We start from the raw sequence: 13,342 nt of genomic DNA, 5'->3' as shown, positions 1-13,342 counted from the left end.
GAAGGACGCCGTATCGTCGCCGCCGGACGGGCGGAGACGCTAAACGCCTCGCAGAGCGCCGGTAAGACCAGGACGAAAGTCCCGGCACAGCGCGTTGAAGCAGGAAGCCCCCGGAAGGGTCACACGACCCAGGCCGGAATCCCTGGACTTTAGGCCAGGGAGCACGTCAATGCGGCAGCGTAGTCACGGAGTGTGACTCTCGTCCCATGAACGAGACGATGCAACTCTCGCTGCTGCGCGAGCGGGTCTACCGGCGCGAGCGCCGATCGGTGTCTGCGGCGCGGGAGTTCGTACGAGGAGCTGTCACCGACTGGGGGTTCGGTGCGCGGCTGGATGACGTACTGCTGTGTGTGAGCGAGCTGTCCACCAATGCGCTGGTGCACGGGGTGCCGCCAGGGCGGGGGTACTTGGTGCGGCTGCTGCTGCGTGAGGAAGGGAAGTTGCTGCGGGTCGAGGTCCACGACAGCGGGGGCGGGCAGCCGGGGGCACGGGAGCCGGACGGGGAGTCGGGGCGCGGGCTGGTGATCGTGGCGGCGCTCGCGGATCTGTGGGGAGTGGGGGAGCGGAACCCGGGCAAGGTGGTGTGGTGCGAGTTCGGTCAGTCCTCCTGCTCGGGCGTGGTCCACTCGACGGCCTCCCGGACAGTGGCGTCGGGGTCCTGGGAGAGGCGCTGAAGGAGTGCGCCGACGCCCGGTGCCTTCCAGCGGTGGACCGCCTCGACGAGGGCCGCCCGGACCTCCGGGGCGGGGTGGTCCGCGAGGTGGACCAGCTGGTCGAGCGGTCCGCGTCGGCGCATGCCGAACCAGCGGAGGATCTCGGTGAGTTGGGCCGGGTCGTCCGGGTTGCTCGCCGCGGCGATCCGGCGGAGGAGGACGGAACTCGCGGGGGCTGGGCCGTCGAGGGGGTGCGGCCGACGCTGCCGCAGGCGCTGTGATCCGTACTCGCCGCGCACCCGGCAGCCGAAGCAGGTGCAGGGTGCGCGGCCATTCGAGTCGGGGAAGTAGCGCCAGCCGGAGACCTGCGGGACGGCTCGGATGCGGTGCACCTCGCGCTTGGTGACCGTCCGGGGAACGAACACCTCCCAGCCGCGCGGGTCGTCCATGGCGGCCGTGCGGCGGACGGCCTCGGCGGCCGTGACCTCGCCCTGGCGTCCGCAGTCCGGTCGGCATCTTCCTCTGCTCCGTACGGTGATCAGGGAGAAGCGCCCGGGTCGGCGTCCGTGCCGTCGTCGGGTACCCAGCGCAGCACGTCGCCGGGCTGACAGCCGAGTGTGCGGCAGATCGCGTCGAGCGTCGTGAACCGCACCGCCTTCGCGCGGCCGTTCTTCAGCACGGTGATGTTGGCGGGTGTGATGCCGACGGCAGCGGCGAACTCGCCGACGGACATCTTGCGTCTGGCGAGCTGGACGTCGATGTCCACGATGATCGCCATCAGACCACCGCAGCGATTTCGGTCTGCAGATCCGTCGCCTTGCGCAGAAGGCTTCGCATGATGGTGATGAGCATCGCGAACGCGGCCCCCACGGCGACGCTCGTGATCGAGGCGGCCAGGGCGCTGAGGACCTCCATGCCGTCGTCGGGAGACGGAATACTGGCCAGGGTCAGATGTCCGGTGACCCCGATCGCCAGCAGCGTGGCCACGAGCGAGGACCCGATGATGGTGTCGACCCATCGGAAGGCCGACGTCGTGAAGATCGCGCCGCGCTGGACCATGGCGAGGAGCATCCACACCGCGACGAGCGCCACTTGGACGCAGGCGATGCCGACGATCGCCACCGTGACGTACGGCGCGGCGAACGGGGCGTAGGGCGGGAAGCGGTCGACCTCATCGGCTGCCGTCGTCGGGATGACGACGATCTGACCGAAGAGGCCGAGCAGGATCGCTGCGGCGATACCGGCCCGGAGTGCGGCTGTCAGGAAACGATGCATGCATTGATTCTCGATTGAAATCGATCGAAAATCAATCGACTTCGCCCTGTCCGTATGTGCTCTGTGTTCGGGGCAGCGCCGCTTGCCGCCTCCTTCAGGTTTCGATCGCCGATCGTGCGATCTACTTCCCTCGGGAGGCGGCGAGTTGGCGGACCAGGTGTGTGGACCGGGCTCAGTAGGTGAGGGCGTCGGCCATGTTGCTCTGCCAGTAGGTGACGAAGCCGTTGTCGCCCCAAGAGGTGTTGGCCGGGAGCGTCAGTTCGGCGGGGGCGCCCGTGGAGCCCGAGTTGCTCTTGGGCATGAAGTACACCGTGAGGTGCTTGCCCTTGTGCAGGTCCGTCCCGTCGGGCTCACCGGACAGCCCGATGGAGGCGTACGCGGACTGGCCCGGCGCGAGCGTGACCACGGCCTGCGGGATGCTGTCGCGGAGGACCGGGAAGGCGGCCTGGGCGTCGTCGAACCGGAGTGCCGGCGCGTGGTACGCGTAGCAGGGGCGAGAGCCCGTGTTGGTCGCGGTGAGCAGCAGGTGGTTGATGGGGCGGCTCACCTTGCTGACGGTGACCTTGGTGTTCGAGCCGGTGCAGGTGACGGGTGACTTGCTGCCGCTCCCGGCGCTGCTCTTTTCGCTCTTGCTGCCGCCGGTGGAGCCCTTGGAGGTGGTGGATGTGGTGGAGGTGGTGGAGGCGTTCTCGGCGGGGGCCTGGGCCGCGCCGCTGTTGGTCTCCTTGGCGTCCTTGGTGTCCTTGCCCGTGTCGGGGGTGGTGGCGGTGGTGCTCGCCGCCGGAGCCGCCGCGCCTGCCTTGCCGTCGTCCCCGTTGTCGTTGCCGCCGCAGGCGGTGAGCGAGAGGGCGGCCAGGAGGGCGGTCGCGGCAAGGGCGGTGGTGCGGATGTGGTTGCGCATGGTGGTACTCCCCGTGTGTGGGCCGGTGATGTCGGTCGGTCAGTTGTGGCAGATCAGGACCATGACGATCGCGGTGGACACGATCACCACTCCGATGGCCACGGCATCGACGAGCTCGATGCGGAAGTGGATTCGCACTGCGTTGTCCCGGTGGTCGCTGCGGTGTGTTCCCAGATTGCGGGGTGGTGGATTCCGGCCGCAACGCCGAACAGCCCATTGGGGATGCTGGAATGGCTGCGCGTACTGTGACCTGGGCAGATTCCACGTCCCTGGAACGGTGTTCCGGGACGGACCAGGAGGGGGAACGCCGAAGTGGCGACGCCGGAGGCCGGGGAATTCGCGGCTCTGCTGAAGGAACTGAAGGTCCGTTCGGGGCGCAGTTACGGGGTTCTCGCCGGGAGACTGCACGTCAGCACATCGACGCTGCACCGGTACTGCAACGGCGACGCCGTGCCGAACGAGTACGCGCCGGTTGAGCGGCTGGCGCGGTTGTGTGCGGCGACCCCGGACGAGCTGGTGGAGCTGCACCGGCGGTGGATCGTGGCGGATGCGGCGCGGAGACGTCCTGCCGCGGCGGCTCCTGTTTCAGCTCCTGTTCCTGATCCGTCTCCTGTTCCTGTTCCTGCTTCTGCGGAGCCGGGGCGGGACGCAGGTTCGGACACGGTTTCCGACTCGGGTCCGGAGGCGGTTCGTGGCTCCGGGGCCGAGTCCGGGGCCGGGGCGGGTGGCGACGGGGCCGAGCTCACGCCCGAGCCCGCGATCGTGACTGGTGAAGCGAGCCGGCGCCGGCGGTTCCTGGCCTCCGCGCGAGCGCGCGTGCTGCTCGCGGCCGTCGCCGTCGTCGCGCTGTCCGTGCCCACCTCGATCGTCGTCAGCAATCTGTCGGGCACGGACACGGACGACCTCAGCAACGCCCCCGCCGTGGACGCGAAGGACCCGGACGAGGCCGCGCGCGTCCGGTCCGGCCTCGGCCCGAGCGCCACCGCCTCGCCCAGCGGGGCGAAGAAGTCGGGCAAACCCGTACCCTCCGGCTCGGCGAGCGTTTCGTCCCCGCCGTCCGGCGGCGCCTCCGCCCCGTCCAGGGGGCACGGCACGGGAGCCGGGTCGGGTGGGCAGCAGAGTGGGGGCGTGCCGCTGTCCGCCACCATCAGCTCGTACAACTGGGAAGAGCCCTGCGGTCAGCACTACGTGCTGGACCAGAAGCCGAACGACGTGCCTCCGCCGCCCCCGCCGCAGGACACCCGCGGTTGGGCCAGGGCGCTCGGCGGGGTGGACGGCGGCAGCATGCAGCTCGAACTCACCGTGCAGGGGAAGTCGGGGGAGGCCGTCGTGCTGAACGGACTGCATGTGCGGACGCTGTCCCGGAAGGTACCGCTGGCGTGGTCGGCGTACTCGATGGGGGAGGGCTGCGGGAGCGGCATCACACCGCAGTCCTTCGACATCGACCTCGACGACAGCCGGCCCACCCTCACCCCGGTGGCGGGGCAGCAGGGGGACGTGCGGGTGCCGCCGAAGAACTTTCCGTTCCGGGTGTCCTCCACCGATGTGGAGGTGTTCGACCTCAAGGCCCATGTCGAAGGCCACGACGTCAGCTGGTACCTGGAGCTGGACTGGAGCAGCGGCGGCCGAAAGGGGACGCTGCGCATCGACGACGGCGGGAAGCCGTTCCGTACCAGCAGCATCCAGGCGCGGCCGAAGTACATGTACCGGTACGACACGGCCCAGTGGGTGACCAAGGAGTGGGAGTAACGGTCACGGCCACCGGGCCGGTGCGCGCGGGCGGGTGCCCCGGTCGGGTCAGAGGCGCTCGGGGGTCCTGATGCCGAGCAGCTCCATGCCCTGGCGCAGGGTGCGGGCGGTGAGGTCCGAGAGGAAGAGGCGGTTCTCGGCGACATCGCCGGGAACCTCGGGCTTCAGTACCGGGCACTGGTCGTAGAACGTCGTGAAGAGCGACGACAGCTGGTAGAGGTACGAGGCCAGCTTGTGCGGCTCGTACGCGGCGGCGACCTCGGCCACGACCTCGGCGAACTGGTCCAGGTGCAGGGCCAGCGCGCGCTCGGCCGGGGCCAGCTCCAGCTCCGGGTGCGGCTGGGACTTCAGCTCGCCCGCCTTGCGCTTGATGGAGCGGGACCGGGCGTGCGCGTACTGGATGTACACGCTCGTGTCGCCGGTCAGCGACACCATCTGGTCCAGGTCGAACTTGTAGTCGCGGGCGGCCGACGTCGACAGGTCCGCGTACTTCACCGCGCCGATACCGACCTGCGTGGCGCGCTCGGTGATCTCCTCGTCGGTGAGGTCTTTCGCCTTTTCGCGCACGACGGTGGACGCCCGGTCGATCGCCTCGTCCAGCAGGTCCTGCAGCCGGACCGTCTCGCCCTCACGGGTCTTGAACGGCTTGCCGTCCTTGCCGAGCACCGTGCCGAAGGCGAGTTGCGTGGCCTTGACGTCCTCGTTCAGCCAGCCGGCGCGGCGGGCCGTCTCGAAGACCATCTTGAAGTGCAGGGACTGCCGTGCGTCCACCACGTACAGCAGGGTGTTCGCCTTGAGGTTCTGGACCCGGTCGCGGATCGCGGAGAGGTCTGTCGCCGCGTAGCCGTAACCGCCGTTCGACTTCTTGACGATCAGCGGCACCGGGTTGCCGTCCGGGCCCTTCACATCGTCGAAGAACACGCACAGCGCACCCTCGGAGCGGACGGCGACGCCCGACTCCTCCAGGATGCGGCAGGTCTCCTCCAGCATGTCGTTGTAGCCGGACTCGCCGACGATGTCGGGGTCGCGGATCTCCATGTCGAGCTTGTTGAAGACCGAGTAGAAGTAGATCTTCGACTCGTCGACGAAGCGCTGCCACAGGGAGAGGGTTTCCTCGTCACCGGCCTGGAGCGCCACGACCCGGTCCCGGGAGCGGGCCTTGAACTCCTCGTCGGAGTCGAAGAGCACCCGCGAGGCCTTGTAGAGCCGGTTCAGGGAGGACATGGCGGCTTCGCCGTCCGCCGCGCCGCCGTCGCCCTCGTGGTTCAGCTCGCCCGGGTGCTCGATCAGGTACTGGATGAGCATGCCGAACTGGGTGCCCCAGTCGCCGATGTGGTGCCGCCGGACCACGGTCTCGCCGGTGAACTCCAGGATCTGCACCATCGCGTCACCGATCACCGCGGAACGGAGGTGACCGACGTGCATCTCCTTGGCCACGTTCGGCTGCGCGTAGTCGAGGACCGTGGTGCCCGCGGCGCTGTTGTACGGGACACCGAGCCGGCCCTCGTCGTCCGCGTCGCGCGCGGCGAGGGTCTCGATGATCGCCCTGTCGGAGAGCGTCACATTCAGGAAGCCGGGGCCGGAGACCTCGATCTCCTTGATCAGGCCGCCCGCCGGGATCGCGGCCGTGACCTGGGACGCCAGCTCGCGCGGGTTGCCCTTGAGCTTCTTGGCGAGGGCCAGGATGCCGTTGGCCTGGAAGTCGGCCCGGTCGCTTCGTCGCAGCAGCGGGTCCGCGGTGCCGGCATCCGGCAGCGCTGCCGTCAGGGCGTCCGCCAGCTGCTGCTGGAGCGTGGAAGCGAGGGAATTGACCGAGGCCATGGGCTGGCTGCCGTTTCCGTAGGGGTACAAGGGATCACACCCAGTATTCCACGGCGGGTAAAGCCGTTTTCGCGCTGCCGGTGGGACCTGGGAGAATGGGCGATGCCCCCTACGAGTCCCACAAGGGTGTTCCTACGAGTCCTACAAGAGAGAAGGACGTGCAGACCGTGGCTCAGAGTCAGAGCAGCACCGAGACCGACTGGGTCTCCCGCTTCGCGGACGATGTCATCGCCGAGTCGGAGCGTCGTGCGCCTGGCAAACCGGTCGTCGTCGCGTCCGGCCTCTCCCCGTCGGGCCCGATCCACCTGGGCAATCTCCGCGAGGTCATGACCCCGCACCTGGTCGCGGACGAGATCCGCCGCCGGGGGTACACCGTCCGGCACCTGATCTCCTGGGACGACTACGACCGCTACCGCAAGGTTCCGAACGGTGTCCCCGGTGTCGACGAGTCCTGGGCCGAGCACATCGGCAAGCCGCTGACCTCGGTGCCCGCCCCGGCCGGGTCCACGCACCCGAACTGGGCCGAGCACTTCAAGGCCGCCATGACCGCCGCGCTGGACGAGCTGGGTGTCGAGTACGACGGCATCAGCCAGACCGAGCAGTACACGACGGGCGTGTACCGCGAGCAGATCCTGCACGCGATGAGGCACCGCGCCGACATCGACGCCGTCCTCGACCGGTACCGGACGAAGAAGGACCCGGCGGCGGGAGCCAAGGGCGGTAAGAAGCCGCAGCAGCAGAAGAAGGTCGACGAGGCCGAGCTGGAGGCCGAGGCGGGCTCCGGTGCGGCCGGTGAGGACGACGGCAGCGGCGGTTCGGCCGGCTACTTCCCGTACAAGCCCTACTGCGGCAACTGCGAGAAGGACCTCACGACCGTCACGTCGTACGACGACGACAGCACCGAGCTGAACTACACCTGCACGGCCTGCGGCTTCGCCGAGACCGTCCGGCTGAGCGAGTTCAACCGCGGCAAGCTGGTCTGGAAGGTCGACTGGCCGATGCGCTGGGCGTACGAAGGCGTGATCTTCGAGCCGAGCGGCGTGGACCACTCCTCGCCGGGCTCGTCGTTCGTCGTCGGCGGCCAGATCGTCCGCGAGATCTTCGACGGTGTGCAGCCGATCGGCCCGATGTACGCCTTCGTCGGCATCTCCGGCATGGCGAAGATGTCCTCCAGCAAGGGCGGCGTGCCGACCCCGGCCGACGCGTTGAAGATCATGGAGGCGCCGCTGCTGCGCTGGCTGTACGCGCGCCGCAAGCCCAACCAGTCCTTCAAGATCGCCTTCGACCAGGAGATCCAGCGGCTCTACGACGAGTGGGACTCGCTGGCACGCAAGGTCGCCGACGGTTCGGTGCTGGCGGCCGACGCCGCCGCGTACGCGAGGGCCATCGGCACGGCCGCCGGTGAGCTGCCGCGTACGCCGCGCCCGCTGCCGTATCGCACGCTCGCGTCGGTCGTCGACATCACGGCCGGGCACGACGAACAGACGCTGCGCATCCTGAGCGAGCTGGACCCGGAGAACCCGCTGACCGCGCTGGACGAGGCCCGGCCCCGTCTCGACCGCGCCGAGAACTGGATCACCAACCAGGTCCCGGCCGAGGCCCGCACGATCGTCCGCGACGAGCCGGACAAGGAGCTGCTCGGCTCGCTGGACGAGCAGGGCCGCCAGTCGCTGCGGCTGCTCCTGGAGGGGCTGGACTCGCACTGGTCGCTGGACGGGCTCACCACGCTCGTCTACGGCGTGCCGAAGATCCTAGCGGGCCTGGAGCGGGACGCCAAGCCGACGCCCGAGCTGAAGGCCGCCCAGCGGTCGTTCTTCGCGCTGCTGTACCGGCTGCTGGTCAGCCGGGACACGGGGCCGCGCCTGCCCACGCTGCTGCTGGCCGTGGGGGCGGACCGGGTGCGGAGGCTGCTGGGCGCGTAGGGGGTTTTGTACGCAGGGCCGTCACCCGGTGGTTCGGGTGGCGGCCCTGCGTCGTTGCCGGGCCTGCGTCGTCAAGCGCCGGGCGGGTGTTCCTACGCGATGTGGTCCGCTTCGAGTTCCGCGTGGTACCGGTTCTTGAACTCCGGCATCATGCGGCGGATCAGCGCCGCGCTGCGCGGGTGCCTGACGTTGTGGCCGTCCGAGACATGTATGTCCAGGGCATCGACGCTCGGGAAGTCGTTTTGCTGCTTCACGAACGCGGCGAACGCCTCGTACGCGATCTCGGTGAATTCCGCGTCCTCCTGCGCCCACTCCGCCGGGTCCTGCTCGGGCTGGGGCTTGGGCTCCGGCTGAAGTCCGGGCTGGGGTTCCGCGGCACGAGGGCCCGGGACGGCGCCGATGGTGCCCACGTTGCCCAGCGGGCGGGTGCGGCCGCCGGGGCCCGACGGGACCATGACGGGGGTGGGCTCCAGGCCCTCGTCGTGCGGCGGGTTGTACGCACTCTCGTGCGCGTCGTCCGGCAACCGGGGCCGTGCGAACCACGGGTTCTCGTGCGAGCCGGGGCCCTCCTGGGGCCGCTCCTCGGCGGCGGCCGGGTCGGAGGGGTGGGTGTGCTGTTGCTGTTGTTGCTCGTATTGCTGGTGCTCGTATTGCTGGTGCTCGTACTGCTGGTGCTGGTGGTGTGGCTGTGGCTGTGGCTGTGGCTGTGGCTGGGGGTGGGGCTCGGCGTACGGCAACTCGGGCTGGGACTCGCGCTGTTCGACCGGGGCCGGGGCCGGGGCCGGGGCCGGGGGCAGCAGGGCCGGTTCGATGCCTGCGGCGGCGAGGCCGGACCCGGCGGTCTCGGCCAGCGGAACACCGTACTTCGCCAGGCGCAGCGGCATCAGGGACTCGACGGGTGCCTTGCGGCGCCAGTTGCGGCCGAAGCGGGCCTGGAGGCGGGCCTGGTAGATGAGCCGGTCCTGTTCGAGCTTGATGACCTGCTCGTACGACCGGAGCTCCCAGAGCTTCATCCGCCGCCACAGCCGGAACGTCGGCACGGGGGAGAGCAGCCAGCGGGTGAGCCGCACGCCCTCCATGTGCTTGTCGGCCGTGATGTCGGCGATCCGGCCCACGGCGTGCCGGGCGGCCTCGACGGAGACCACGAACAGCACCGGGATGACCGCGTGCATGCCGACGCCGAGCGGGTCGGGCCAGGCCGCGGCGCCGTTGAACGCGATCGTCGCGGCGGTCAGCAGCCAGGCCGTCTGGCGCAGCAGTGGGAACGGGATGCGCAGCCAGGTCAGGAGCAGGTCCAAGGCGAGCAGGACACAGATGCCCGCGTCGATGCCGATCGGGAAGACCAGCGAGAAGTCCCCGAAGCCCTTCTGCAGGGCGAGCTCGCGCACCGCCGCGTACGAACCCGCGAAACCGATCGCGGCGATGAGCACCGCACCGGCGACCACGAGCCCGATGAGTATCCGGTGGGTGCGTGTCAGCTGCATCGCGGCCACCCGCTTCCCCTCCCCGTTTCCCTTGTCCGACGTCCTGTGCTGAAGCTCTGCTTCGATGTCCTGCCTCGACGTCCTGTCTTGGCGTCCTGCTTCGACTTCCGGCGGGCACAGCCTGGCACATGAGGGAGCGGCACGTTGCGCGGGGAGGGGCGAAGCCCGGCACTCGGTGAGGGCCGGGCTTCGTAGAACTGCTTCTGGGCGGGGGCGTTGGGGCCGCCCCCATTTGTGGGTCGGTCTAACTCGTCTTCTTGGCCGTGGCCTTCTTGCTGGGCTTGGCCGGCCCGCTCGGCTTGGCCGGCCCGCTCGGTGCGGCCGACTTCGTGTCTGCGGCGGCGACCGAGGCCACTGCCTCCTTGGCCGCCTTCTCGGCACCCTTCAGGATGTCGTCGGCGGACGGAGTCTTCGCACCCGCGTAACCCGCACCGTTGTAGGTGAGGGTGACGACAACGTTCCCCGTGCGGGCCACGACCGTTGCGTACTTGAAGTCCTCACTCGTCTTGGTGAGGTCAAACGTGATCTTGGTGGCCATCTCGCCGATGCCGGCGACGGGCGCCTCGGTGACCTTCTTCGCGTCCTCGGTCGCCCTGGCCTTGGCGACCTGCTTCGTGTAGTCCTGCTGCGCGCGCTTGGCACCGCTGCCCAGGGTCTGGTCCGAGTCGAAGCGGGTGAAACCGACGTCGAGCCAGCGGTACTGGGAACCCTTCACGCCATTGTCGTCGAGGCCGTTCCAGGAGCAGCTCGCGCGGTACGCGGTGTCGCTGGAGTTGGCAGGTGTGCCGGCCTTGGACTTCGCCTTGGGGACCAGGGAGGTGACCGTCTTCGTGCTGATCGACTTGCACGGGTCGGGCAGCGCGGTGAACTTCGCCGGCTCGACGCTCGCTTCCGACTTCTTCGCGCTCGGCGAGGACGAACCCGAGCCCTTCTTGTCGCCGGAGTCCGACGAGCAGCCGGCGACGACGAGCATCACCGGGACGGCGGCGCAGGCGAGTATGCGGGAGAGTCGCGGGGCTGAACGGTGCATGGTTCCTTCACTCGGGTGGCGCGGCGGGCGTGCTGCCAGGTGGTCGGGTGCGGGCGATCGGGCGTCGGCGGGTGGTTCGGCGGGTGTTCCGGAGGGCCACGGTACGACGGACGGCGGCCGGATGCCGCCTCGGCCGGGCACTCGACGGGCGTGGGTGACGCCGGTCCGGGGTGCCCCGGGCGGGGCTATTCGCTGAAATTGTCGACCAGCTTCCGGGCCAGCGACTGGGCCTTGTCCTGCAGTTCCTTGCTGTCCGGGAGCACGGTGGAGACGGTCGGCTGCTCGGTGTACTCGATGGTCACGATGACGTTCGATGTGCGGAATACCACGCTCACCGTGCGGTTCTGTGCGGTGGAACCTGCCCGAGTGAGCTGATCGTCCAGAAATGCACCGTCTCCGAGGTTGTCGAGGGTGCGTGGCAGAAGGCTTTCGTCGCCGCTGCCGGCGTTGCCGCCCGTACCACCGTCGGTGTCGCTGCCTTCGCTGCTCTTCCCGTCGGCGCTCCCTCCTGTGGGCTTGCCCGTGTTCTTGTCTTCGGAGGCCGGGCCGGACAGGGCGTGCGAGGCGGAGTTTGCCTTGGGCTCCGAGGAGGGGGGTGTCTGCTTCTCCGCCTCCTTCGTGCTGCCGGGTGTGGCGGACGGCGAGGACAGGCCGGCGGCGGTCTCCTTCTCCGTGTACACCTCGTGGGCGCGGTCGTCGTCGCTCACCGAGGGGTCGTAGGACACGACACGCTCGAAGTCGATGAAGAGGGTGTGCGAGGAGTCGGGGGCCTCGGACTTCCAGCGGCAGCCGACCCTGCGGTCGGTGTCGTAGGTGACGGTGGCCGTGCCCTCGTACACCTTCTTCTGCTGGTCCTCGGGGAGTTCGGCGGCGCCCGGGAGCAGGTCCTTCAGCGTGGACGGCGCAACGGCGCGGCAAGCGTCGCGGAGGGTGCTGTACTTGCCGGGGGTCGCCGCGGCGACGGTCGGCTCGCCGGGCTTGCTGTCGGGGGCGGAGCCACCCGTTCCGGTGCTGGCACTGCAGCTGACGACGAGTGCGGCCAGTAGCGCGGTGCCGGGTACGTACGCCATTCGTCGCACGGTCCTGGGCTCCCTTCGTGCGAAAAACGGTTGCCGTTCGATGGCGACCGGTGGACACAATGTGTATCGCACGCGCCGCTGTGAATGCCGGTCGACCGACTCATTTGCCGACCTTGGCACCGGTTTTGCGCTTTCTGACTTTTCGGGGGAATCGAGGAACTATGTCGTATGTAGAGGTGCCGGGCGCGAAGGTTCCCATCCGCATGTGGGCCGACCCGGCCTCGGTCGAGGACGTCGCGATGCAGCAGCTGCGCAACGTGGCCACCCTGCCCTGGATCAAGGGTCTCGCCGTCATGCCGGACGTCCACTTCGGCAAGGGGGCGACGGTCGGCTCGGTGATCGCGATGCACGGTGCGGTCTGTCCGGCGGCGGTCGGCGTGGACATCGGCTGCGGAATGTCCGCGGTGAAGACCTCCCTGACGGCCAATGACCTGCCGGGCGACCTGTCCCGGCTGCGGTCGAAGATCGAGCAGGCCATTCCGGTGGGCCGCGGCATGCATGACGAGGCCGTGGACCCGGACCGGCTGTACGGTCTCTCGGCGAAGGGGTGGGACGACTTCTGGGGGCGGTTCGACGGTGTGGCCGATGCGGTCAAGTTCCGTCAGGAACGTGCCACGAAGCAGATGGGGACGCTCGGATCGGGCAACCACTTCATCGAGTTCTGCCTCGATGAGTCGGGTTCGGTCTGGCTGATGCTGCACTCCGGATCGCGGAACATCGGCAAGGAACTGGCCGACTTCCATATCGGGCAGGCACAGAAGCTGCCGCACAACCAGGACCTGATCGACCGTGACCTCGCCGTATTCATCGCCGATACTCCGCAGATGGCGGCGTACCGGAACGACCTGTTCTGGGCGCAGGAGTACGCGAAGCACAACCGCGCCATCATGATGGCGCTCTTCCAGAACGTGGTCCGCAAGGAGTTCAAGAAGGCCGAGGTCACCTTCGAGCCGGTCATCTCCTGCCATCACAACTATGTGGCGGAGGAGCGGTACGAGGGCATGGACCTGTTGGTCACACGGAAGGGCGCGATCCGTGCGGGTTCCGGGGACTTCGGGATCATCCCGGGCTCGATGGGCACCGGCTCGTACATTGTGAAGGGCCTCGGGAACGAGAAGTCCTTCAACTCGGCCTCGCACGGCGCCGGCCGGAAGATGAGCCGGAACGCCGCGAAGCGGCGCTTCTCGACGCGGGACCTGGAGGATCAGACGCGGGGCGTGGAGTGCCGTAAGGACTCCGGTGTCGTGGATGAGATTCCGGCCGCGTACAAGCCGATCGAGCGGGTCATCGAGCAGCAGCGGGACCTGGTGGAGGTCGTCGCCAAGCTCAAGCAGGTTGTGTGTGTGAAGGGTTGAGGCCTTTTGCGCGCGGCTGAACGGAGGGCCTCCGGACGGAAGGACCTCCGACCGGGCGGAAGGGCCTCCGACC

Annotated in this window: 12 protein-coding genes; 4 read left to right on the top strand and 8 right to left on the bottom strand. The window is 69.0% G+C overall.

From position 1 onward, the window contains the following. Positions 1-206 precede the first annotated feature (206 nt). Positions 207-674, top strand: coding sequence for an ATP-binding protein (locus ABTZ94_RS07535; protein WP_351198471.1), 468 nt, complete (start codon positions 207-209; stop codon positions 672-674). Here the strand turns inward: ABTZ94_RS07535 and ABTZ94_RS07530 are convergent. The 4 genes from ABTZ94_RS07530 to ABTZ94_RS07515 form a co-directional block, all read right to left on the bottom strand. Beyond that, entirely contained in the window at positions 599-1,102 is a 504-nt protein-coding gene (locus ABTZ94_RS07530) for a HEAT repeat domain-containing protein (RefSeq protein ID WP_351198469.1), read from the bottom strand. The two genes, ABTZ94_RS07535 and ABTZ94_RS07530, sit on opposite strands and share 76 nt — an antisense overlap. A gap of 89 nt (positions 1,103-1,191) precedes the next feature. After that, complete coding sequence (locus tag ABTZ94_RS07525; RefSeq protein ID WP_351198467.1) at positions 1,192-1,431, bottom strand: helix-turn-helix domain-containing protein; 240 nt, start codon at positions 1,429-1,431, stop codon at positions 1,192-1,194. After that, positions 1,431-1,928 (bottom strand): DUF2975 domain-containing protein, encoded by a 498-nt coding sequence (locus ABTZ94_RS07520; protein ID WP_351198465.1) that lies wholly within the window; start codon positions 1,926-1,928, stop codon positions 1,431-1,433. The genes ABTZ94_RS07525 and ABTZ94_RS07520 overlap by 1 nt, the downstream gene beginning before the upstream one ends. 172 nt (positions 1,929-2,100) lie before the next feature. Further along, positions 2,101-2,829, bottom strand: a complete 729-nt coding sequence (locus tag ABTZ94_RS07515; protein ID WP_351198463.1) for a DUF4232 domain-containing protein — start codon at positions 2,827-2,829, stop codon at positions 2,101-2,103. 312 nt (positions 2,830-3,141) lie between these two features. Between ABTZ94_RS07515 and ABTZ94_RS07510 the strand changes: the two genes are divergently transcribed. Continuing rightward, on the top strand, positions 3,142-4,578 hold the full coding sequence (locus ABTZ94_RS07510; protein WP_351198461.1) for a helix-turn-helix domain-containing protein: 1,437 nt from the start codon (positions 3,142-3,144) through the stop codon (positions 4,576-4,578). A gap of 48 nt (positions 4,579-4,626) precedes the next feature. On the opposite strand, the gene argS is transcribed toward ABTZ94_RS07510, so the two are convergent. Further along, positions 4,627-6,399 (bottom strand): arginine--tRNA ligase, encoded by a 1,773-nt coding sequence (gene argS, locus ABTZ94_RS07505; RefSeq protein ID WP_351198459.1) that lies wholly within the window; start codon positions 6,397-6,399, stop codon positions 4,627-4,629. A 158-nt stretch (positions 6,400-6,557) separates the two neighbouring features. On the opposite strand from argS, the gene lysS reads away from it, so the two are divergent. Further along, the gene (lysS, locus tag ABTZ94_RS07500) at positions 6,558-8,321 is read left to right on the top strand and encodes a lysine--tRNA ligase (RefSeq protein ID WP_351198457.1); all 1,764 of its coding nucleotides are present in this window, start codon (positions 6,558-6,560) and stop codon (positions 8,319-8,321) included. A gap of 92 nt (positions 8,322-8,413) precedes the next feature. On the opposite strand, the gene ABTZ94_RS07495 is transcribed toward lysS, so the two are convergent. The 3 genes from ABTZ94_RS07495 to ABTZ94_RS07485 form a co-directional block, all read right to left on the bottom strand. Next, on the bottom strand, positions 8,414-9,805 hold the full coding sequence (locus tag ABTZ94_RS07495) for a DUF2637 domain-containing protein (protein ID WP_502967196.1): 1,392 nt from the start codon (positions 9,803-9,805) through the stop codon (positions 8,414-8,416). A 244-nt stretch (positions 9,806-10,049) separates the two neighbouring features. Continuing rightward, a complete protein-coding gene (locus ABTZ94_RS07490; protein WP_351198453.1) occupies positions 10,050-10,835 on the bottom strand; it encodes a DUF3558 domain-containing protein in 786 nt (261 codons plus the stop codon). Positions 10,836-11,020: 185 nt separating this feature from the next. Continuing rightward, positions 11,021-11,905 carry a DUF3558 domain-containing protein gene (locus ABTZ94_RS07485; protein WP_351198451.1) on the bottom strand — a complete coding sequence of 295 codons (885 nt, stop codon included), beginning with the start codon at positions 11,903-11,905 and terminating at the stop codon, positions 11,021-11,023. A 170-nt stretch (positions 11,906-12,075) separates the two neighbouring features. On the opposite strand from ABTZ94_RS07485, the gene ABTZ94_RS07480 reads away from it, so the two are divergent. Then, the gene (locus tag ABTZ94_RS07480; RefSeq protein WP_351198449.1) at positions 12,076-13,269 is read left to right on the top strand and encodes an RtcB family protein; all 1,194 of its coding nucleotides are present in this window, start codon (positions 12,076-12,078) and stop codon (positions 13,267-13,269) included. Positions 13,270-13,342: the final 73 nt, after the last annotated feature.

It is taken from the genome of Streptomyces sp. NPDC002785, from assembly GCF_040295565.1.
Lineage (GTDB): Bacteria > Actinomycetota > Actinomycetes > Streptomycetales > Streptomycetaceae > Streptomyces.
The sequence above is the reverse complement of the archived record's forward strand: the minus strand, read 5'-3'. Positions and strand labels throughout refer to the sequence as shown.

What these genes read in the sequence shown, in the direction of transcription:
- ABTZ94_RS07535 (WP_351198471.1), top strand. Translation starts at nt 207, where the DNA reads ATGAACGAGACGATGCAACTCTCGCTGCTGCGCGAGCGGGTCTACCGG.
- ABTZ94_RS07530 (WP_351198469.1), bottom strand. Translation starts at nt 1,102, where the DNA reads ATGGACGACCCGCGCGGCTGGGAGGTGTTCGTTCCCCGGACGGTCACC.
- ABTZ94_RS07525 (WP_351198467.1), bottom strand. Translation starts at nt 1,431, where the DNA reads ATGGCGATCATCGTGGACATCGACGTCCAGCTCGCCAGACGCAAGATG.
- ABTZ94_RS07520 (WP_351198465.1), bottom strand. Translation starts at nt 1,928, where the DNA reads ATGCATCGTTTCCTGACAGCCGCACTCCGGGCCGGTATCGCCGCAGCG.
- ABTZ94_RS07515 (WP_351198463.1), bottom strand. Translation starts at nt 2,829, where the DNA reads ATGCGCAACCACATCCGCACCACCGCCCTTGCCGCGACCGCCCTCCTG.
- argS (WP_351198459.1), bottom strand. Translation starts at nt 6,399, where the DNA reads ATGGCCTCGGTCAATTCCCTCGCTTCCACGCTCCAGCAGCAGCTGGCG.
- ABTZ94_RS07495 (WP_502967196.1), bottom strand. Translation starts at nt 9,805, where the DNA reads ATGCAGCTGACACGCACCCACCGGATACTCATCGGGCTCGTGGTCGCC.
- ABTZ94_RS07490 (WP_351198453.1), bottom strand. Translation starts at nt 10,835, where the DNA reads ATGCACCGTTCAGCCCCGCGACTCTCCCGCATACTCGCCTGCGCCGCC.
- ABTZ94_RS07485 (WP_351198451.1), bottom strand. Translation starts at nt 11,905, where the DNA reads ATGGCGTACGTACCCGGCACCGCGCTACTGGCCGCACTCGTCGTCAGC.
- ABTZ94_RS07480 (WP_351198449.1), top strand. Translation starts at nt 12,076, where the DNA reads ATGTCGTATGTAGAGGTGCCGGGCGCGAAGGTTCCCATCCGCATGTGG.